The 20,795-nt window shown below is 70.3% G+C and carries 13 protein-coding genes, 1 pseudogene and 1 riboswitch; of the genes and pseudogenes, 6 read left to right on the top strand and 8 right to left on the bottom strand.

The window, feature by feature from the left end; translation table 11 throughout:
• Nucleotides 1-23: 23 nt before the first annotated feature.
• Together AB0C75_RS02845 and AB0C75_RS02840 are read left to right on the top strand one after the other, a co-directional pair.
• A complete protein-coding gene (locus tag AB0C75_RS02845) occupies nucleotides 24-935 on the top strand; it encodes an LLM class flavin-dependent oxidoreductase (protein WP_362886408.1) in 912 nt (303 codons plus the stop codon).
• A 187-nt stretch (nucleotides 936-1,122) separates the two neighbouring features.
• Nucleotides 1,123-1,965, top strand: coding sequence for a Cof-type HAD-IIB family hydrolase (locus AB0C75_RS02840; RefSeq protein ID WP_362886406.1), 843 nt, complete (start codon nucleotides 1,123-1,125; stop codon nucleotides 1,963-1,965).
• 243 nt (nucleotides 1,966-2,208) lie between these two features.
• On the opposite strand, the pseudogene AB0C75_RS02835 reads toward AB0C75_RS02840, so the two are convergent.
• From AB0C75_RS02835 to hisC, 5 genes and pseudogenes are all read right to left on the bottom strand, one after another.
• Nucleotides 2,209-3,894, bottom strand: a pseudogene (locus AB0C75_RS02835) (GAF domain-containing protein); the annotation flags it as partial.
• Between the two features lie 79 nt (nucleotides 3,895-3,973).
• Nucleotides 3,974-7,537 carry a thiol reductant ABC exporter subunit CydD gene (gene cydD / locus AB0C75_RS02830; protein ID WP_362886404.1) on the bottom strand — a complete coding sequence of 1,188 codons (3,564 nt, stop codon included), beginning with the start codon at nucleotides 7,535-7,537 and terminating at the stop codon, nucleotides 3,974-3,976.
• A gap of 52 nt (nucleotides 7,538-7,589) precedes the next feature.
• On the bottom strand, nucleotides 7,590-8,591 hold the full coding sequence (cydB, locus tag AB0C75_RS02825) for a cytochrome d ubiquinol oxidase subunit II (RefSeq protein WP_362886402.1): 1,002 nt from the start codon (nucleotides 8,589-8,591) through the stop codon (nucleotides 7,590-7,592).
• A 19-nt stretch (nucleotides 8,592-8,610) separates the two neighbouring features.
• Entirely contained in the window at nucleotides 8,611-10,119 is a 1,509-nt protein-coding gene (locus AB0C75_RS02820) for a cytochrome ubiquinol oxidase subunit I (protein ID WP_362886400.1), read from the bottom strand.
• 300 nt (nucleotides 10,120-10,419) lie between these two features.
• Nucleotides 10,420-11,499 (bottom strand): histidinol-phosphate transaminase, encoded by a 1,080-nt coding sequence (gene hisC, locus AB0C75_RS02815; protein ID WP_362886398.1) that lies wholly within the window; start codon nucleotides 11,497-11,499, stop codon nucleotides 10,420-10,422.
• 403 nt (nucleotides 11,500-11,902) lie between these two features.
• Between hisC and AB0C75_RS02810 the strand changes: the two genes are divergently transcribed.
• The 3 genes from AB0C75_RS02810 (at nucleotide 11,903) to AB0C75_RS02800 (ending at nucleotide 15,254) form a co-directional block, all read left to right on the top strand.
• Nucleotides 11,903-13,015, top strand: coding sequence for a LacI family DNA-binding transcriptional regulator (locus AB0C75_RS02810; protein WP_362886396.1), 1,113 nt, complete (start codon nucleotides 11,903-11,905; stop codon nucleotides 13,013-13,015).
• A gap of 174 nt (nucleotides 13,016-13,189) precedes the next feature.
• On the top strand, nucleotides 13,190-14,248 hold the full coding sequence (locus tag AB0C75_RS02805) for a metallophosphoesterase (protein WP_362886395.1): 1,059 nt from the start codon (nucleotides 13,190-13,192) through the stop codon (nucleotides 14,246-14,248).
• Nucleotides 14,249-14,429: 181 nt separating this feature from the next.
• Nucleotides 14,430-15,254 (top strand): hypothetical protein, encoded by an 825-nt coding sequence (locus AB0C75_RS02800; protein WP_362886393.1) that lies wholly within the window; start codon nucleotides 14,430-14,432, stop codon nucleotides 15,252-15,254.
• Here the strand turns inward: AB0C75_RS02800 and AB0C75_RS02795 are convergent.
• From AB0C75_RS02795 to thiC, 3 genes are all read right to left on the bottom strand, one after another.
• A complete protein-coding gene (locus AB0C75_RS02795; protein ID WP_362886391.1) occupies nucleotides 15,211-15,387 on the bottom strand; it encodes a hypothetical protein in 177 nt (58 codons plus the stop codon). The genes AB0C75_RS02800 and AB0C75_RS02795 overlap by 44 nt on opposite strands.
• Before the next feature lie 181 nt (nucleotides 15,388-15,568).
• Nucleotides 15,569-17,269, bottom strand: a complete 1,701-nt coding sequence (locus AB0C75_RS02790) for a DUF885 domain-containing protein (RefSeq protein WP_362886389.1) — start codon at nucleotides 17,267-17,269, stop codon at nucleotides 15,569-15,571.
• Nucleotides 17,270-17,432: 163 nt separating this feature from the next.
• Entirely contained in the window at nucleotides 17,433-19,241 is a 1,809-nt protein-coding gene (gene thiC, locus AB0C75_RS02785) for a phosphomethylpyrimidine synthase ThiC (protein ID WP_362886387.1), read from the bottom strand.
• A riboswitch (TPP riboswitch) is annotated at nucleotides 19,234-19,367 on the bottom strand. (Overlaps the previous gene by 8 nt.)
• Before the next feature lie 71 nt (nucleotides 19,368-19,438).
• Here thiC and AB0C75_RS02780 point away from each other — a divergent pair.
• Nucleotides 19,439-20,794 carry a YibE/F family protein gene (locus tag AB0C75_RS02780; RefSeq protein WP_362886385.1) on the top strand — a complete coding sequence of 452 codons (1,356 nt, stop codon included), beginning with the start codon at nucleotides 19,439-19,441 and terminating at the stop codon, nucleotides 20,792-20,794.
• The last annotated feature ends 1 nt before the right edge of the window (nucleotide 20,795 follow it).

The raw sequence follows: 20,795 nt of genomic DNA, 5'->3' as shown, positions 1-20,795 counted from the left end.
CCACCCGCCGTAGAGTCGTGGTCATGACCTCCCCTCGCCGACTGAGCACCGTGATCCTTCCCATCCACCGCTGGCACGAGGGCGGCCGGCCCCTGTGGGTACGCGCCGAGGAGCTGGGATTCCACGCCGCGTACACCTATGACCACCTGGCCTGGCGGACGTTCCGCGACGGCCCGTGGTTCGGAGCCGTCCCGACGCTGACGGCCGCCGCAGCGGCAACCGAGCGGCTGCGTCTCGGCACGCTCGTCACCTCGCCCAACTTCCGGCACCCGGTGACACTCGCCAAGGACCTCATCACGCTGGACGACGTCTCCGACGGGCGCATCACCCTCGGCATCGGCGCCGGTGGCAGCGGTTTCGACGCCACCACCCTCCGCGCGAGCGACGAGGAGCCATGGACCCCACGTGAACGCGCCGACCACTTCGACGAGTTCGTCCCCCTGCTCGACCAGCTGCTGCGGGAGCCCTCCGTGACATACGAGGGTCGCTTCTACACAGCGAACGAGGCCCGGAACATCCCCGGCTGCGTACAGCGCCCCCGGCTGCCCTTCGCGGTGGCCGCCACCGGGCCGCGCGGGCTGAGGCTCGCGGCGCGGTACGGCCAGGCATGGGTGACCACGGGCGACCCGAAGCTGTACGAGACGGGCACCTCCGAACAGTCCGTGGCAGCCATCAGCGGCCAGATGAGCCGGCTCGGCGAGGCCTGCGAGGAGACGGGCCGGGATGTCGCCGATCTGGACAAGATCCTTCTCACCGGCTTCACCCCCGGCCGGCCGTTGCGGTCCTTCGACGCGTTCGTCGACTTCGCGGGAACGCATTTCGATCTCGGGTTCACCGAGATCGTCGTCCACTGGCCGGTGCCGGACTCCGGCTTCGCCATGGACACCGAACTGTTCGAACGCATCGCCACCGAAGCGCTCGGCCAGTTCGGCTGACCCCTCGGCTCCCGCCTCCGGCCGGGGTGGAACATGCTCCGGATCCCGGGCACCCCCTCCGGCCTGGGCGGTTGCCCCGATGAGCCTTTGGCATATTCCCCTGACATGTTCCCCAGCTCAGGGACTCGCGCTCTCACATGGGCGCCCCTCTGCACGCCCGTGCGGACTCGTACGGGAGAATGGCCGGGTGACCCCAGCTACCGACTCGCCTCTGCCTGCCGTGACCCGGCTGATCGCCACCGATCTGGACGGCACTCTCCTGCGCGACGACAAGACCCTGTCGGACCGCACGATCGCCGCCTTGGCAGCCGCCGAAGAGGCCGGAGTCGAGGTCTTCTTCGTCACCGGAAGGCCCACCCGCTGGATGGACGTCGTCAGCCCCCATGTGCAGGGCCACGGCATGGCGATCTGCGCGAACGGAGCCGCGGTCGCCGATCTCCACGACGGGCGGCTGATCAAGGTCCGTCCGCTGGACCGCTCGACCGCCGTCGGCGTGGTCGACATCCTGCGCGGGGTCGCACCCGGGGTGTCGTTCGCCGTCGAACTGAGCACCGGCATCCACTACGAACCGGCCTACCCCCCGTTCCACATGGACCCGGGTGCCACGGTCGCCGTCGCGGAGAAGCTGCTGCACGAGGAGGCTCCCGGCACCGGTACGCCGGTTCTGAAGATCCTCGCCCATCACCCCGAGCTCGCCCCGGACTCCTTCCTCGCGCTGGCCCGCGAACTCGCGGGGGACCGGGCGTCCTTCACCCGGTCGAGCCCCACCGCGCTGCTGGAGATCAGCGCCCTCGGCGTCTCCAAGGCCGACACGCTCGCCGAGTGCTGTGCGGAGCGCGGGATCTCTCCGGGCGAGGTGGTCGCGTTCGGGGACATGCCGAACGACGTGGAGATGCTGAGCTGGGCCGGTGCCTCGTTCGCCATGGGCAACGCCCATCCGGCCGCCCTGGCCGCGGCGTCCGGTGTAACGCTCACGAACAACGAGGACGGTGTCGCGGTGGTCATCGAGCGGATCCTCGCCGCCCGCTGAGACGGCCCGCTGGGGCGATCGGGTGGTACGACCAGTCGGGACGACCCGATGGGACGACCAGTCGGGACGGCCAACCGAGCCGGGCCCCCCGGACGTCCGTCAGCCGGACGTCCGTCAGAGCGGGACCTGCCAGGTCACCGTCGTACCGCGGTGGCCCGTCGTGCCGCTCCCACCCGCCGCACCGCTGTCACCCGTCGTGCCGCTGTCACCTTCCGTACCGCTGTCACCCGTCGTGCCGCTGTCACCCTCGTCCGCCCTGTGCTCCTCCCCGAGCCCCGGCCCGAACCAGCTCGCGCCGCCCAGTGACTCGGCACGCCTGGCGAGGTTGCGCAGACCGCTGCGCCGGCCCCCCTCCGGGATGCCCACCCCGTCGTCCGCGACGGTCAGCCGTACGGCGTCCCGCCCGTCCGGCAGTACCGCGGTCGCGTCCACCCGCACCTCGACGCGCGAGGCCCCCGCGTGACGGAAGGTGTTGGACAGCGCCTCGCGCAGAGCCGCGATGAGGTTCTTGCCCGCGAGCTCCCCCACCAGCGAGTCGACCGGCCCCAGGAACCGGTGCGAGGGCATGAATCCCAGAGGCACCGCGGCCATGTTGATCTCCCGCAGCACCCGCGTCCGCAGCGCCGACGGCGCCTCGGCCGGTTCCTGCTGCAGCGCGAAGATGGCCGTACGGATCTCCTGGATGGTCACGTCCAGTTCGTCCACGGCCCGTCCGATACCGGCCCGCACCGCGGCGACCGGAGAGCGCCGCTGGGCCCCCTCCAGCATGATGCCGGTGGTGAAGAGGCGCTGGATGACCAGGTCGTGGAGGTCCCGGGCGATCCGGTCCCGGTCCTCGTAGACGGCGAGCCGCTCCCGGTCCCGTTGCGACTCTGCCAGCTTCAGCGCCAGCGCGGCCTGCGCGGCGAAGTGGGTGGCCAGCGTCCGCTCCGCCGGGGTGAACGGCCGGCCGCCCCTGGCCCGCGGGATCGACAGCGCGCCGAGCACCCGGCCCCCGCTGCGCAGGGGCAGCAGCATGTGCGGGCCGAACCGGTCGGCGAGTCCCGTGGTCATGCGGGGGTCGGTCGCCGAGTCGTCCAGGAACACCTCCTCGCCCCTCAGGAGCGCCGCCACCACGGGACTCTGCGGCGGGATGATCACCCCGAGCGACTCGGACGGCTTGTCGCAGGCGATGGCGGCGATCTCCAGACCTCCCGACTCGGCCGGAAGCAGCACGATCCCGGCCGCGGCGTCGGCGAGCCGACGCGCCTGCTCCGCGACGACGGTGAGTGCCTCGTCGGCGTCACCGGCCGAGAGCAGCGCCGTGGTGACGGCCACCGAGCCGTCGATCCACTGCTCACGCTGTCGTGCGGCGTCATACGTCCGTGCGTGACCGATGGTGATCCCGGCCTCCGTGGCCAGCACGCGCAGCATGTGCAGTTCGTCGTCGCCGAAGGGCTCCCCGTCCTGTCTCTCCGCCACGTAGAGATTCCCGAAGATCTTGCCCTGGACCCGGATCGGGACCCCGAGGAACGTGCGCATCCGCGGGTGTCCGGCCGGAAACCCGGCGAACCGCGGGTCGGCCGTCAGATCCTCCAGCTGGATGGGAACGCCCTCCTGGATCAACGCTCCCAGCAGACCGGTGTGCCCGTCGGGCCACCGGCCGATCTCCCGGGCCGCCTCGTCGGACACCCCGTGGGTGATGAAGTCGGAGAGACTCTCACCGGGGCTTTCGACGACGCCGATGGCCGCATAGCGGGCGCGGGCGAGTTCGGCCGTCGTCTCGCAGATGCGCTCCAGGGTGGAGTGGAGCTCGATGCCCGAACCGACGGACCTCGTCGCCTCCAGCAGCTCCGGAACGCACGCGGTCAGCTCGGGGGAGAGCCCTCGCAGGATTCCGCCGGTCTGCTGCGCGGCTCCGGGAGAGTCCTTCGGATCCTGCTCGGCCATGACCCGAGCCTAGTAAGAGCTGAATGGTCCGGAAAGTCGGAAAGCCGCCCACCGGTGCCGGGGGCGCGCCTCGCAGCTCTCAGACCCGTGCGGGCACAGGCCCCGTGAGCTCAGGCCCCGTACGCACCTGCTCCTCCTCCCGTGCGAGCATCCGCCGCAGTGGGCCTTCCTGCGCGGCCAGAGCGGCGTACGGCCCCCGCTGGACCACCCGGCCCCCGTCCATCACCAGGATCTCGTCCACCGCGTCGAGCCCGGCCAGCCGGTGAGTGATCAACAGGGTCGTGCGGCCCTCGGTGGCGGCCAGCAGATCCACGGTCAGCGCGTCCGCCGTCGCCAGGTCGAGGTGCTCCGCGGGCTCGTCGAGCACGAGTACGGGGAAGTCGGCGAGGAGCGCGCGGGCCAGCGCCAGCCGCTGCCGCTGGCCGCCCGACAGCCGGGCCCCGTGTTCGCCCACCAGCGTGTCGAGGCCGTTGGGCAGGGACAGGACCCAGTCCAGCAGCCGGGCCGCTCCGAGGGCGTCCCGCAGTCCGTCGTCCGTCGCACCGGGCCGGGCGAGCCGCAGGTTCTCGCGGATGGAACTGTCGAAGACATGGGCGTCCTGGGCGCACAGCCCCACGAAGGTCCGGACCGTGTCCCCGGCCAGCGAGGACGCTTCGACACCACCGAGACGGTACGTCCCCTCCCGGGCGTCCAGGAAGCGGAGCAGGACCTGGGCGAGAGTGGTCTTGCCCGAACCGGACGGACCCACCACGGCGACCCTCCTGCCGGGGCGCAGCGTCAGGTCGACGGAGTGCAGGGCATCGCGCTCCGCACCCTCGTAGCGTGCCGACAGCCCTCGTACGTCGAGGGGGAAGGGCGAGTCGGGCGCCTCGGCGGGCTCGGCCGGTTCCCCGACCGGTACGGGGCCGTCCAGCACCTCGTAGACCCGCTCGGCACTCCGCTCGACCCGGCGGCGGTACTGCACGGCGAGCGGAAGTCCCGTGACGGCCTCGAACGCCGCCAGCGGCGTGAGGACGACCACCGCGAGCTCCACTCCGGCCAGCCGTCCGTCCGACACGGCGGGCAGCGCGACGACCGCCGCGCCCACGACGGTGAGCCCGCAGATCAGGGCGGAGAGCCCACCGCCCAGCGCGGTCGCGGTCGCCGCACGCGCGGCGATCCGCGTCAGGACGCCGTCCGCCGCGCGCACCTGCTCCTTACGGGCGGGCAGCGCACCGGCGACGGTCAGCTCCGCCGTCCCGCCGAGAAGATCGGCGACGCGGACGGCCAGCGCCGCCCGGGCGGGCGCCAGTTGGCGCTCGGCACGCCGCGCGCAGGCGCCACTCAGCCAGGGCACGCCCACACCCGCGAGCAGCAGCCCTGCGGCCAGGACCGCGCCTGCCTCCGGCAGCAGCCAGCCGGTGAAGGCGACGGCCCCCGTACCGACCAGGAGCGCGGTCGCCGCGGGCAGCAGCCAGCGCAGCCAGTAGTCCTGCAACGCGTCCACGTCGGAGACCAGCCGGGACAGCAGGTCGCCCCGGCGCGTGGCCCGGAGGCCCGCGGGCGCGATGCGTTCAAGACCGCGGTACACCGCCACCCTGAGCTCGGCGAGCATCCTGAGCACGGCGTCGTGGGACACCAGCCGCTCCGCGTAACGGAAGACGGCCCGGCCCAGGCCGAAGGCCCGGGTCGCGGTGACCGCGACCATCAGATACAGCACCGGGGGCTGCTCGGAGGCCCGGGAGATCAGCCATCCGGAGACGGCCATGAGACCGACGGACGATCCCACGGCGAGGCTGCCCAGCAGAAGAGCCAGGCCCAGCTTCCGGTGCTGGGAGCCTGCGGCCTCCCGCACCCTGGCCAGCACACGGCCCCCGGCCCGGGGGGCGGCGTCCCTGAGCAGCTCGGGCTCCCCCGCGCCCGGACGCCCGGCATCGCCCGCAGCCGGCTTCCCGCCGTCCGGGACGCCTGGGGCGCGCTCCGCATCATCCGCGAGGCCGCGGGCACCCGCAGTCGTCCTGCCGGGCTGCGCGGAGGGCTCCAGGGTCACCACCCGGTCCGCGACCGTGAGCAGCGCCGGCCGGTGCACGACCAGCAGCACCGTGCGCCCCGCCGCCAGCCTCCGTACCGCCTCGACGATGCCCGCCTCCGTCTCACCGTCCAGGCTCGCCGTCGGCTCGTCGAGCAGCAGCAGAGGCCGGTCGGCGAGGAAGGCCCGCGCCAGAGCGAGCCGCTGACGCTGCCCGGCGGAGAGCCCCGCACCGTCCTCCCCCAGCTCCGTCCCCATGCCCTCCGGCAGCGCGGCCACGAAGTCGTACGCCCCCGCCTCCCGCAGCGCGGCCATGACCGCCGCGTCATCCGCCTCCGGGCGGGCCAGGCGTACGTTCTCCGCGATCGTCCCGGCGAAGAGATGGGGGCGCTGGGGCACCCAGGCGATCTGCTCGCGCCAGCGTGCTGGGGAGAGGGCGGACAGATCGGTTCCGCCGACCCGGACCTGCCCCTCGTCGGGCGCCGTGAATCCCAGCACCACGCTGAGGAGCGTGGACTTGCCGACCCCGCTGGGACCGACCAGGGCGACGGTCTCGCCCTCCTCGATCACGACGGATGCAGCATCCAACGAGGGTTCGGTGCGGCCCTGGTGGCGGACCGTCACCCCCTCCAGCTCCAGCCGCAGAGACCGGGGCACATCCTGGGACCCACCGGCCGCCGGCTCGGTCTCCAGCACCCCGAAGATCTCCTCCGCGGCCGAAAGTCCCTCCGCGGCCGCGTGGTACTGGGCACCGACCTGACGGATCGGCAGGTATGCCTCCGGTGCCAGGATGAGAACGACCAGACCCGTGTAGAGGTCGAGCTCTCCATGGACGAGCCGCATCCCGATCGTCACCGCGACCAGAGCCACGGAGAGAGTCGCCAGCAGCTCCAGGGCGAAGGAGGAGAGGAAGGCGATCCGGAGCGTCTTCAGCGTGGCCTGGCGGTACTGCGAGGTGATGGTCCGGATCGATTCGGCCTGCGCCTTGGCCCGTCCGAAGACCTTCAGCGTCGGCAGTCCGGCGACCACATCGAGGAAGTGCCCCGAAAGACGCGACAGCAGCCTCCACTGACGGTCCATCCGGGACTGGGTGGCCCAGCCGATCAGGATCATGAAGAGCGGGATCAGCGGCAGCGTGACCACGATGATCGCCGCCGAGACCCAGTCCTCGGTGACGATCCGGGCCAGCACCGCCACCGGCACGACGACCGCGAGGCCGAGCTGCGGGAGATAGCGCGAGAAGTAGTCGTCGAGGGCGTCGACGCCCCGGGTGGCCAGAGCGATCAGCGAACCGGTACGCTGCCCGCTCAGCCAGTCCGGCCCCAGCCCGGAGGCGCGCTCCATGAGCCGGCCGCGCAGCTCGGACTTGACCGCGGCGCTCGCCCGGTACGCGGCCAGTTCGGTCAGCCAGGCCACGAACGCCCGGCCCAGCGCGACAGCGGCGAGCAGGAGCAGTGGTGTGCGGAGCCCGGCGACGGTCAGCCCGTCCTCGAACCCGCCCACCACCACTTCGGCGACGAGCATCGCCTGGGCGATGACCAGCACGGCTCCGACCAGGCCCAGCGCCACCACGGCCGCCAGGAAGAACCGGGTGGCTCGGGCGTACCTGAGCAGTCTCGGGTCGATCGGTTTCACGTGAAACAGCTCCCCAGTGAGCTCATGGCGTCCTCATTCGTTCAGGGCACGCTCAGTGCGCGTCGGCGATGTGGTGCGTGCCGATGCGCTTGCGGAACACCCAGTACGTCCAGCCCTGGTACAGCAGCACCACCGGAGTGGCGACACCGGCGCACCAGGTCATGATCTTGAGGGTGTACGGGCTGGACGAAGCGTTGGAGACCGTCAGGTTCCAGGCGTCGTTCAGCGAGGACGGCATCACGTTCGGGAAGAGCGTCAGGAAGAGCATGGCGACGACCGCCGTGATGGTCACCCCGGAGAACGCGAAGGACCAGCCCTCGCGCCCCGCCGCGATGGCGCCCAGGGCCGCGACCAGCGACACCACGGCGATGATCATCGCCACGAGGCTCCAGCCGTTTCCGTTGTCCGCCTGGGTCCAGGCGAGGAAGCCCAGCGCCAGCACCCCGGTGGCCAGGCCCAGCTTGAGAGCCAGCCCGCGTGCCCGCGCCCTGATGTCCCCGACGGTCTTGAGCGCGGCGAACACCGCGCCGTGGAAGGTGAAGAGGAACAGCGTGACCAGCCCGCCCAGGATGGCGTACGGGTTGAGCAGGTCCCAGAGGTTGCCGACGTACTCCATATCGGCATCGATCTTCACGCCGCGGACGATGTTCCCGAAGGCCACGCCCCAGAGAACGGCCGGGATCAGCGAGGTCCAGAAGATCGCGTGCTCCCAGTTCGTCTGCCACCGCTCCTCCGGCCGCTTCGCCCGGTACTCGAAGGCCACCCCGCGCACGATCAGGCAGATCAGGATGAGCAGCAGAGGCAGGTAGAAACCGGAGAACAGGGTGGCGTACCACTCCGGGAAGGCCGCGAAGGTCGCGCCGCCCGCGCTGAGCAGCCACACCTCGTTCCCGTCCCAGACCGGCCCGATCGTGTTGATCAGGACCCGGCGCTCCTTGCGGTCGCGGGCCAGCAGCTTGGTGAGGACCCCGATGCCGAAGTCGAATCCCTCCAGGAAGAAGTAGCCGGTCCACAGGACGGCGATGAGCACGAACCAGACGTCGTGGAGTTCCATCTCTCAGCTCCGCTTGATCTCAGTAGGAGAAGGCCATCGGCCGGTCGGCGTCCTGGTCGTGACCGCCGATCCGGGTGGGCGGGTTGAGGTCGGCCTCGGTGAGCTCGGGCGGTCCGGCCTTGACGTACTTCAGGAGGAGCCTGACCTCGATGACGGCGAGCACCGCGTAGAGGGCGGTGAAACCGATCATGGAGGTGAGGACCTCGCCCTGTGAGACGCCCGGGGAGACCGCGTCGCGGGTCTGGAACACCCCGTAGACCACCCAGGGCTGACGTCCGGTCTCGGTGAAGATCCAGCCCCAGGAGTTGGCGATCAAGGGGAAGAGCATGGTCCACAGCGCTGTGATCCAGTAGAGCCTGGCGAGCTTCGGGCTCAGGGCCTTGTTCTTGAAGAGCACCAGATGCGGTACGTCGTCCTCACCGGTGCGCAGCGCCTCCGGCAGCATGAACTTCTTCCGCGTCAGCCAGAGCCCCAGGATTCCGAGGCTGAAGGAGGCCATGCCGAAGCCGATCATCCAGCGGAAGCTCCAGAAGGCCACCGGGATGTTGGGCCGGTAGTCGCCCGGTCCGTACTTCTCCTGCTCCGCCTTGTTGATGTCGTTGATGCCGGGGATGTACGAGGTGAAGGTGTCGTCCGCGAGGAAGGACAGTATTCCGGGGATCGAGATCTCGACGGTGTTGTGCCCCTTGGCGACGTCACCGACCGCGAAGAGCGAGAAGGGCGCCCCGTCCTCGCCCTCCCACAGGGCCTCGGCCGCGGCCATCTTCATGGGCTGCTGCTTGAACATCACCTTGCCGAGCACGTCGCCGCTGACGGCGGTGAGCAGGCCGGCGACCACCACGGTGACCAGACCGAGCCGCAGCGAGGTCCGCATCACCCGGATGTGCCTCTTGCGCACCAGGTGGAAGGCGGCGATGCCGACCATGAAGGCGCCGCCCACGAGGAAGGCAGCGGTGATCGTGTGGAAGAACTGGGCGAGCGCCGTGTTCTGTGTGAGCACGTGCCAGAAGTCGGTGAGCTCGGCACGGCCACGGTCCTTGTTGATCCGGTAGCCGACCGGGTGCTGCATCCAGGAGTTGGCGGCCAGGATGAAGAACGTCGAGAGGATCGTGCCGATCGACACCATCCATATACAGGCGAGATGGATCTTCTTCGGCAGCTTGTCCCAGCCGAAGATCCACAGGCCGATGAAGGTGGACTCGAAGAAGAACGCGATCAGCGCCTCGAAGGCGAGCGGGGCGCCGAAGACATCACCGACGAAGCGCGAGTAGTCGGACCAGTTCATGCCGAACTGGAACTCCTGGACGATGCCGGTGACCACGCCCATGGCGATGTTGATCAGGAAGAGCTTGCCCCAGAACTTGGTCGCCCTGAGGTACTTCTCGTTGTCCGTGCGCACCCAGGCGGTCTGCAGGCCGGCGGTGAGCGCGGCAAGAGAGATCGTCAGGGGGACGAACAGGAAGTGGTAGACGGTGGTGATGCCGAACTGCCATCGCGCCAGAGTCTCTGGTGCCAGAGCCAGATCCATGACTCTTCTCCTTACGTCGCCGCGATCACACCCGCAGACAGCCCGTCGAACCACCCGATCTCGGGAGGAAACAGGACGCGCTTGTGAACGCGTTCACATTCACAAGCAATTATGGCGCACATGTCTTCGAGGCCATCGAGTGGGGGGTGCTTTCCGGCCGACCGGGCCGAGCCATCCGAAACCGGACAGCTCTCCGAGGCACGGCCGGACGCCCGCAGCGGCCACGAACGCACGGTGGCCCCGGACCTCGGCGATCGAGGTCCGGGGCCACCGGAAGGTGTCCGGGCGGCTGCCGCGCCGCTACTGCTCCCGGCGGAAGGCCTCCGCCACCTTCAGGAAGACGTCGTTGGCCTCGGCCTCCCCGATCGTGACCCGTACGCCCTCACCGGCGAACGGCCGGACGACCACGCCCGCCCGCTCGCAGATCCCGGCGAATTCGACCGTGCGGTCCCCGAGCCGCAGCCAGACGAAGTTCGCCTGGGACTCCGGAACGGTCCAGCCCTGCTCCACGAGCCCCTCGTACACCCGGGCCCGCTCGCCGACCAGCGATCCGACCCGGCCCAGCAGCTCGTCCTCGGCGCGCAGCGAGGCGATCGCCGCGTCCTGCGCGACCTGGCTGACCCCGAAGGGGACGGCCGTCTTGCGCAGCGCCGCCGCCACGGGCTCGTGCGCCACCGCGAATCCCACCCGCAGGCCCGCGAGGCCGTACGCCTTGGAGAAGGTCCGCAGCACCGCGACATTGGGACGCTCACGGTAGATCTCGATGCCGTCCGGCACGTCCGCGTCCCGGATGAACTCCTTGTACGCCTCGTCGAGCACGACCAGGACATCGTCCGGAACACGGTCCAGGAACCGCTCCAGCTCCGCCCGGCGCACCACCGTGCCGGTCGGGTTGTTCGGATTGCAGACGAAAATCATTCGGGTCCGGTCGGTGACCGCGCCCGCCATGGCGTCGAGGTCGTGCACCTCGCCACCCGTCAGCGGCACCTGGACCGACGTCGCACCACTGACCTGCGTGATGATCGGGTACGCCTCGAACGAGCGCCAGGCGTAGATGACCTCGTCACCCGGACCCGATGTGGCCTGGAGCAGCTGCTGGGCGACACCGACCGAACCCGTACCGGTCGCCAGATGGGAGACCGGCACCCCGAACCGGTCGGCCAGCTCGTTCATCAGGCCGGTACAGGCCATGTCCGGGTACCTGTTGAACGTGGCAGCCGCGGCGAGCACCGAGTCCATGACCCCGGGCAACGGGGGATAGGGGTTCTCGTTGGAGGACAGCTTGAAGGCAACCGGCCCCTCCGCGGACGCCGGCTTGCCCGGCACATACGCAGGGACGCCGTCCAGCTCGGCGCGCAGCTTGGGGCTCGTCTCGCTCACCGCAGGTCCTCCTCGACCGTCCGTACAGTTCAATACTGCTCACCTTATGAGGATTGGGCACCCGTGCGAACGGCCGGGATCCGAAATCGTCTCCTCCGGCGGGAAACGCCCGCCGCGCACGGCTCCGGCGGCCTTCGGGAGGGGGGAGCGTCGCGCATTTTGCCGCGCGCCGGTCGCTCACTCCGTGGCGCGCATCCCTCGAACAGGTGAGTTGAGACCTCTTCGAGACATGGGCCATTTGGCAGGTTCCTGCGCGTCGATGCATGACACATCACTGCGGATCTACTCAACGACCTTTTTTCACAAGGCAATTACTCGTTTATGATCATGCAGAAACGTGCCTGCCAACGTGTGCATATGCGACCGGCCTGACCATGCGTCAGAGCCCTACTATCGGCTCGCCATGACAGCAGCAGGGAAGCACCAGGTGAGCCGGACAGAGACGCCCCGCCGCAGCGGCCGGCAAGGACGGGCGGGGATCCGGGACGTCGCCGCGGCGGCCGGGGTCTCCATCACGACCGTGTCCGACGCCCTCAACGGCAAGGGCAGGCTCCCGGACGCCACCCGCCGACATGTCCGCGAGGTCGCCGAACGGCTGGACTACCGCCCGTCGGCGGCGGCCCGAACCCTCCGTACCGGCAAGTCCGGCCTCATCGGCCTGACCGTGACCACGTACGGGGACGAACCTTTCACCTTCACCGAGTTCGCGTACTTCGCGGAGATGGCGAGAGCCGCCACATCGGCCGCGCTCGCCCGTGGCTACGCCCTCGTGATCCTCCCCGCCACCTCACGCCACGACGTGTGGTCGAACGTCGCGCTCGACGGAACGGTCGTCATCGACCCCTCCGACCAGGACCCGGTGGTCACCGAACTCGTGCGCCAGGGGCTGCCCGTCGTCTCCGACGGCCGCCCGGCGGGCACGCTCCCGGTCACCGCCTGGGTCGACAACGACCACCGGGCGGCCGTCCTCGACCTCCTTGACCACCTCGCCGCCGCCGGAGCCCGCCGCATCGGGCTGCTGACCGGCACCACCACCGACACCTACACCCGGCTCTCCACCACCGCCTATCTCCACTGGTGCGAGCGGGTCGGCCAGGATCCCGTCTACGAGTCCTATCCGGCCCACGACCCCTGCGCGGGCGCGGTCGCAGCGGACCGTCTCCTGGCCCGTCCCGACCGCCCCGACGCCGTCTACGGGCTCTTCGACCCCAACGGCACGGATCTGCTCGCCGCCGCACGCCGCTACGGCCTGCGGGTCCCCGAGGACCTCCTGCTGGTCTGCTGCAGCGAGTCCACGGTGTACGCCGCCACCGAGCCCCCCATCACCACGCTCTCGTTGAAGCCCCGCAGAATCGGCACTGCCGTCATCCAGCTCCTCATCGACGCCATCGAAGGAGTCGAACACGACGGTCCGCTGGAGCAGGTGATACCGACGGAACTCATCGTCCGGACGTCCTCGCAACGGCGCCCGCCGCGCACCACGGTCAGCCCTCCGCGATCACCAGCCGGGGACTGATCGGGATATTCCGGACCAAACGGTCGATGAACCGGGTGCTCGCACGGATTCAACACCCCTGGTGCGTCACACAGCACGATCCGCATTCCTATGATGGGCGCACGACACCGCGGACCACCTCTACCAGGCAGGGACCGTCAGGTGTACGGAGGCGCGACGGTGGTGGAGGGGTCGATGACTCAGGGGGCCGGTCAGGAACCCGTGGTGCGGACAGCGACGTTGCGTGACTTCCGCGTACCGCCGTATGCGCAGGCGCCGGTGCCCGCGCCCTCGCCGCACCCCGGAAATGCCGTGGTGGGCGACGAACCGCCGGAGGGGTACACCCCCACCGAGCGCGATCTGCCCGTGATCAACCGGGGGGACACCGTCCAGGTGGAGGCCGTGCCGCAGCCCCGGCCTCCCGCCGAATCCGGACGCGGTCCGCTGTACGTCGTCGGCGACGTCCACGGCTATCTGGACGAGCTCATGGCCGCCCTGCACGAGCAGAGGCTCATCGACGCCGACGGCCGGTGGGCCGCGGGCAGCGCCAGGCTCTGGTTCCTCGGCGACTTCACCGACCGCGGCCCCGACGGCATCGGCGTCATCGACCTCGTCATGCGTCTCTCCGCGGAGGCCGCCGCCGCCGGTGGGTACTGCAAGGCGCTCATGGGCAACCACGAGCTGCTGCTGCTCGGGGCCAAGAGGTTCGGCGACACCCCCGTGAACTCCGGCGCGGGAACCGCGACCTTCCAGGCCGCCTGGCTGCTCAACGGCGGCCAGAAGACGGACATGGAGCGTCTCCAGGACGTCCACCTCCAGTGGATGGCCCGGCTGGACGCGGTGGTCGAGGAGGACGGGCATCTGCTGATGCACTCCGACGCGACCACCTACCTCGACTACGGCTCCACCATCGAGGACGTCAACGACACGGTGCACGCCATTCTCACGCGCAACGACGCCGACGAGTGCTGGGACCTCTTCCGCAAACTCACCAAGCGGTTCGCCTTCCGTGACGAGGGCGGCACAGAGGCCGTCCGCGAACTGATGTCGACGTACGGCGGGCAGCGCGTCGTCCACGGCCACAGCCCCATTCCGTACCTGCTCGGCGAGGTCGGTTCGGAGGAGGGCGAGGAGGTGCCACGGCCTGTGGTGGACGGTCCGCACGTCTACGCGGACGGGCTCGCCATCGCGATGGACGGCGGCGTGACCATGGCCGGAAAGCTATTGGTCGCCCAACTTCCCCTGCATGACTGACGGTCGCCGGGGAAGACGCATCTCGACCCGACACCGTCAGCCGCTGGGCCTATTTCCGGAAACACCCTGTCACCTCGTGCCGTAGGCGCTCTACCATCGGCGTATCAGTCGCAGGCTCTCCTCCGTTTCCGCCCGATCGCCCGGCCCGCACGGTCGATCAGGCCCTACGGAGCATCGGGGGATGCACATGAATAGCGCTCCGCACCTGCTGGCCGAGGACCGCCCCGAGTACGAGCGGATCCTTGCCGACGCGCTGCGTCATGCTCAGATACGACCGGATCCGGACGAAGTCGGCGACCGTCTCAACACGGAACAGCTGCGGACGATGGCCCTCAACGCCACGCCCCTGATCACCGCGGCGGCCGCCACCGAGTACGACCACTACGTGAAGATCCGCGGCGAGGTGCGCGGGACGGGAGACCTGGACACCCATGGCTCCTTCCTGGAGCCCCCCACGGACGAAGCCGGACCCAGCGGCGCCGGCACCCTCGCGGTGATCGCCGTGCTGGCACCCCTGCTCGCGGCTACGGCCGCGTTGATATTCCTGCTGATCGGCTACCCGCTCAAGGCACTCAGCCCCGCCCCGGCCTTCGCCACGACCATGGTCGCCGCCGGATGGTTCTTCGCCGCGGTCGCCGCCGCCGCCATCCTCGTCGCCGCGGTGGGCCTCCTCGTCACCGCCCTGCGCAACGGCGCCACCGCGCTGCCGGCCGTGGACGAGGAGGAGGAACTTCCGGAGGACGTGGCGCGCGCCCGGGAGGCCTGGCGCCACGCCCTGCTGGAGCGCGGCGTCCTGCCCTTCCTCCGGGACGCGCTGGCCGATCCGACGGCAGGACCCGCATCGCGGACGCCGCACCGTTCGCCCGAACGCATCCCGAAGGTGGGCTACAGCAGGCCGGACTTCTCCGGGCCCGAGGGAGGCCCCTCCGCAGGCCCGCGCCCCACCTTCACCAGTCCCGACTTCACGAGCCCGGACTTCGGCGGCCCTGAGCACCGGCCGGAGTGATCCGGGCCGGCAGGCAGACCAGCGCGCCCAGGACGAAGCCGTACACGGCGACCGGTCCGTGACCGTTGGACTGGTCGATCCACATCGCGAGACCCAGCACGGGCAGCCCGAGGGCGAGCAGCTCCTCCTTCACGACCGCCCCGCTCCAAGGCTCGCTGCGGCCCCCGCTTCGCCGGTACCGCGGCCCTGACCGAACTGAGCCCCGAGGCGCGCCGGCAGGAGCGCGTCGAGGCGCAGCTCGTCACGCTGCGCCACGGCTCCGGTGGCGCGGGCCTCGCAGCGCTCCCGGAGACCGGCCTCTGACGTGTCGCGGCCTACAGCTCCGCGAGATTGCCGGCCAGGTCGTCGAGCCCCAACGAACCCTGGGAGAGCGCCTTCATGTGCCAGGCCTTGAGGTCGAAGGCGGCGCCCTGGCGGCGCTTCGCGGCCTCGCGGCCCTGGAGCCAGACGCGTTCGCCGAGCTTGTAGCCGATGGCCTGTCCCGGCCAGCCGAGGTAGCGGTCGATCTCCGATGCGCGGCGGGCGGCCGGGCTGCCGTTGTAGGCGGCCATGAACTTTGCGGCGAGCGACGCGGTCCAGCGCTCGCCGGGGTGGAAGCCCGAGTCGGCGGGGATGGTGAGTTCGAGGTGCATTCCGATGTCGATGATCACCCGTATCGTTCGCAGCATCTGCCCGTCCAGGAAGCCGAGACGGCGCGCGGGTTCGGAGTAGAAGCCCAGGTCGTCCATGAAGCGCTCGGCATACAGCGCCCAGCCCTCGACGTTGGCGCTGACCATGCCCTCGGTGACCTGGTAGCGGCTGAGCCGGCCGGCGACCGCGGCCCACTGGGCCAGCTGGAGATGATGCCCAGGGACGCCCTCGTGATACCAGATGCTGACGAGCTGCCAGGTCGGGAAGCTCTCCTGGCCGAGGGTGGGCAGGTAGGTGCGTCCCGGACGGCTGAAGTCGAGGCTCGGGCCCTGGTAGTAAGGCCCGGAGGCGCTGCCCGAGGGCGCGATCCGGGACTCGACCTCGCGGATCGGCCCCGAGAGGTCGAAGTGCCTTCCGTCGACGGCGCTGATCGCCTCGTCCATCAGTTGCTGCAACCAGTCGCGGATGGCTTCCTCGCCCTTGACCGCGTGGCCCTGCTCGTCCAGGTGGTGCATGGCGTCGAGGAGCGTGGCGCCGGGCAGGACCCGCTCGGCCTCGACGCGCATCTCGGCGAGCGTCCGGTGGAACTCGTCCCAGGCCCAGGCGTAGGCCTCGTCCAGATCGAGCTCGGCCCCCGTGTTGTGACGTGCGGCGTGCAGATAACGCTCCCGGCCGACGGCGTCCGGGGTGTCCGCCGCCGCGGGGGCGTAGGTGTCGCGCAGCCAGTCACGGAACTCGGAGACCGCGGCGGTGGCCCGGAGCGCTGCGGCGTCGAGCTCGGGGCGCATCCGGTCGGTGCCGCCCGCGACGAAGCCGGCGAACCAGCCCGCACCGCCGCCCCCTTGCTGCCGGCCGGCCTGCTCGGCCTCCCCGGTCCAGTCGGTGAGCTGGCCGATGATCCCGGCGGCCTGCCGGGGCGCGGCGAGCAGACCGCGGGAGATCCCCTCGGCGAGGGTCGCGCGGTATCCGTCCAGCGCGCCGGGGAGGTTGCGCAGCCGCCCGGCGACCGCCGCCCAGTCCTCGTCGGTGTCGGTGGGCATGAGGGTGAAGATCGTCCGTAGCTGATCGACGTGCGCGCCCACGGTGCGCAGCTGCCGGAAGTTCTCGCCGGTGTCGTGCATCGCGAGCTCGGCGGTGAGGCGTTCACGCAGCAGCCGGGCGCAGGCCTGTTCGGCGGGGTCATCCGGTACAGGGGCGACGTCGAGTGCGGCGAGACTGCGGCGGGATACATCGGCGAGCGCCTCGAAGCCGTCCGGTGAGAGGTCCGGCTGCCGGTCGTCGCCCCGGTCGAGGCCCAGCCAGGCGGACGTCATCGGATTGTGCGCGGCCACCTGATCGAGGTGGCTGTCGGCGATGCTGCGCGGTGTGACCGATTCGATTGGCATGGGGACATCCTGACGCGCCGCCGGTCCCGGCGCCGGGCTCTCGGACAACCGGCTGTCCGGAACCCAGGACCGGGCCACAGGCGTGGACGGCGCTGTTCCCGAGGGCTGCTCCGGAGGGGCTTCCGTCCGGAACAGCCCTGAACGGCTCCTGTGCCGGCCGGTGTCAGTCGGCCAGCGGGAGGTACACCCGGTTGCCCCGGGCGGCGAACTCCTGCGACTTCTCCGCCATGCCTGCCAGCGCCTCCGCGTCGAACTCGGTGTCGACGATCGTGGGCCCGCCGCCGTGCTCCCGCCGGATGTCGTGGGAGATCTTCATCGAGCAGAACTTGGGGCCGCACATCGAGCAGAAGTGTGCCGTCTTCGCCGGCTCGGCCGGCAGCGTCTCGTCATGGAACTCCCGCGCGGTGTCGGGGTCGAGCGCCAGGTTGAACTGGTCCTCCCAGCGGAACTCGAACCGCGCGTCCGACAGCGCGTCGTCCCACTCCTGCGCCCCGGGGTGCCCCTTGGCGAGGTCCGCGGCATGGGCGGCGATCTTGTACGTGATGACACCGGTCTTCACGTCGTCGCGGTTGGGCAGTCCCAGGTGCTCCTTGGGCGTGACGTAGCAGAGCATCGCCGTCCCCCACCAGGCGATCATCGCCGCGCCGATGCCCGAGGTGATGTGGTCGTACGCGGGCGCGACGTCCGTGGTGAGCGGCCCCAGGGTGTAGAACGGGGCCTCCTCGCAGATCTCCTGCTGAAGGTCGATGTTCTCCTTGATCTTGTGCATCGGGACATGCCCCGGGCCCTCGATCATCGTCTGCACGCCGAACCGCTTGGCGACGGTGTTGAGTTCACCGAGCGTCCGGAGCTCGGCGAACTGCGCCTCGTCGTTGGCATCGGCGATGGAGCCGGGGCGCAGCCCGTCACCGAGCGAGTACGTCACGTCGTAGGCCGCGAGAATCTCGCAGAGCTCCTCGAAGTGCTCGTACAGGAACGACTCCTGGTGGTGGGCCAGGCACCACGCCGCCATGATGGATCCGCCGCGCGAGACGATTCCGGTCTTGCGGCGGGCCGTCAGCGGGACGTACGGCAGCCGGACACCGGCGTGCACCGTCATGTAGTCGACGCCCTGCTCGGCCTGCTCGACGACGGTGTCCTTGTAGATCTCCCAGGTCAGCTCCTCGGCCCGGCCGTCGACCTTCTCGAGCGCCTGGTAGAGGGGGACCGTACCGATCGGCACGGGGGAGTTGCGCAGGACCCACTCGCGGGTGGTGTGGATGTTGCGGCCGGTGGAGAGGTCCATGACCGTGTCGGCGCCCCACTTGGTGGCCCAGGTCATCTTGTCCACCTCCTCCTCGATGGAGGAGGTGACCGCGGAGTTGCCGATGTTGGCGTTGACCTTCACCAGGAAACGCTTGCCGATGATCATCGGCTCGATCTCCGGGTGGTTGACGTTGGCGGGCAGGACGGCCCGGCCCGCCGCGATCTCCTCGCGCACGACCTCGGGTTCGACGTTCTCCCGGATCGCCACGTACTCCATCTCCGGGGTGATCTCCCCCCGGCGGGCGTACGCGAGCTGGGTGACGGGACCGCCGTCGCGGCTGCGGCGTGGCTGCCGCGGGCGCCCGGGGAAGACCGCGTCGAGATTGCGCAGGCCGCCCCTCGGGGAGGTGTGCTTGAGCCCGTCGTCCTCGGGGCGCACGGGACGGCCCGCGTACTCCGCGGTGTCCCCGCGGGCGGTGATCCAGTGCTCCCGCAGCGGGGCGAGCCCCCGGCGCACGTCGGTGCCGGTGGTGGGGTCGGTGTACGGCCCGGACGTGTCGTACAGGGTCACGTCCTTGCCGTTGGTGAGGTGCACCTGGCGGACCGGCACCCGGAGATCCGGGCGTGAGCCCTGGATGTATCCCTTGTGCCAGCCGATGGACTTCCCGGCCTCGTCGTTCTGCGCGTTCCGCTTCGAGGCAGGCGTGCGTGCGTCCGCTGTGGTCATGAGACCTACTCCCTACGCCGGCATTACCCGGTAACAGGTTCGGCGGTCGGCGCAGCGTGTCCCGTATGAATATACGGAGGTCAGCGCCCTCTCAGCCCGGTGCTCCGAGCTCCCGCGTGTACAAATGCGCCTCCACGCTAACCCCCGTCCTGGCGCGCTGGCCAGAGGGCCTCCCCTGTTCTTGGGATGATCGCCGGGTGACGTCCCCTCCGAGCGCCCCCGAACCCGACGGCCCCGCAGCAGGCAGCACCCAGAGTCATGCGCATGGCCACACCCACAGCCACGGCCCCGCAGCGCCGGTGTCCAAGCACCTTCGCAAGGTCATCGCGGCTGTGCTGATCCCCTTCGCCGCCGCGGTCGTCGTCGGCCTCGTAGCCTTCTGGCCCGGTGGTGCACCCGCCCATGAACGCACGGGTGTCGGCTTCGACCGGCAGACACAGGACGGGCGGGTCACGAAGGTCGTGTCGGTCAACTGCGCGGACGTCAACGCCGCGCAGGTGCCGGCGACCGGCGACACCTCCACTGCGGCCGGACAGGAAGCGGTCAACGAGCAGACCGGGAAGTGCAAGAAGGCCACGGTCGAGGTGACCAGCGGTAAGGACAAGGGCCGTACGTTCGTCGAGGTCGTCCAGCCCGACGCCCCGCGGCAACTGCGCGAGGGCCAGGGGGTGGTCGTGGCGTACGCCCCCGACGCGCCCCGGGACCTGCAGTATTCGGTGACCGACGTGGACCGCGCGTTCCCGATGGCGCTGCTCGCCGGGATCTTCGCCCTCGCGGTGATCGTGGTGGGCAGGCTGCGCGGACTCATGGCACTGATCGCGCTCGCCGTGTCCTTCGCCGTACTGACCCTGTTCATCCTGCCGGCGATTCTGCAGGGGTCCAACCCCCTGGTCGTCGCGGTGATCGGGGCGAGCGCCATCATGCTGATCGCCCTCTACACCTGTCACGGACTGACGGCCCGTACCTCCGTGGCCGTCGTCGGCACGCTCATCTCGCTGCTGCTGATCGGGCTGCTGGGCTCGCTCTTCATCGGCTGGGCCGTCCTGTCCGGGAACACGGACGACAACACCGGTCTGATCCATGGGCTCTACCCGGACATCGACATGAGCGGTCTGCTGCTCGCCGGCGTGATCATCGGCTCGCTCGGTGTGCTCGACGATGTGACCGTGACCCAGACGTCGGCGGTCTGGGAGCTGCACCAGGCCGATCCGACCATGGGCGCGCGCCGCCTCTACCGGGCGGGTATCCGGATCGGGCGCGACCACATCGCCTCGGTCGTCAACACACTCGTGCTCGCCTACGCCGGCGCGGCTCTTCCGCTGCTGCTGCTGTTCTCGATCGCGCAGAGCAGTGTGGGCACCGTGGCCAACAGCGAGCTGGTCGCCGAGGAGATCGTCCGCACGCTGGTCGGATCGATCGGGCTGGTCGCCTCCGTACCGGTCACGACGGCACTCGCGGCTCTGGTGGTCTCCGCGGACCGCACGGGGCTCGGCGCGGGAGCCGAAGCTCCTGCACCCGCGCGGACCGGGAGGGGACGGCGCCGCAAGGCGTGAG

This window comes from Streptomyces sp. NPDC048565 (genome assembly GCF_040650935.1).
Taxonomy (GTDB): Bacteria; Actinomycetota; Actinomycetes; order Streptomycetales; family Streptomycetaceae; genus Streptomyces.
The sequence above is the reverse complement of the archived record's forward strand: the minus strand, read 5'-3'. Positions and strand labels throughout refer to the sequence as shown.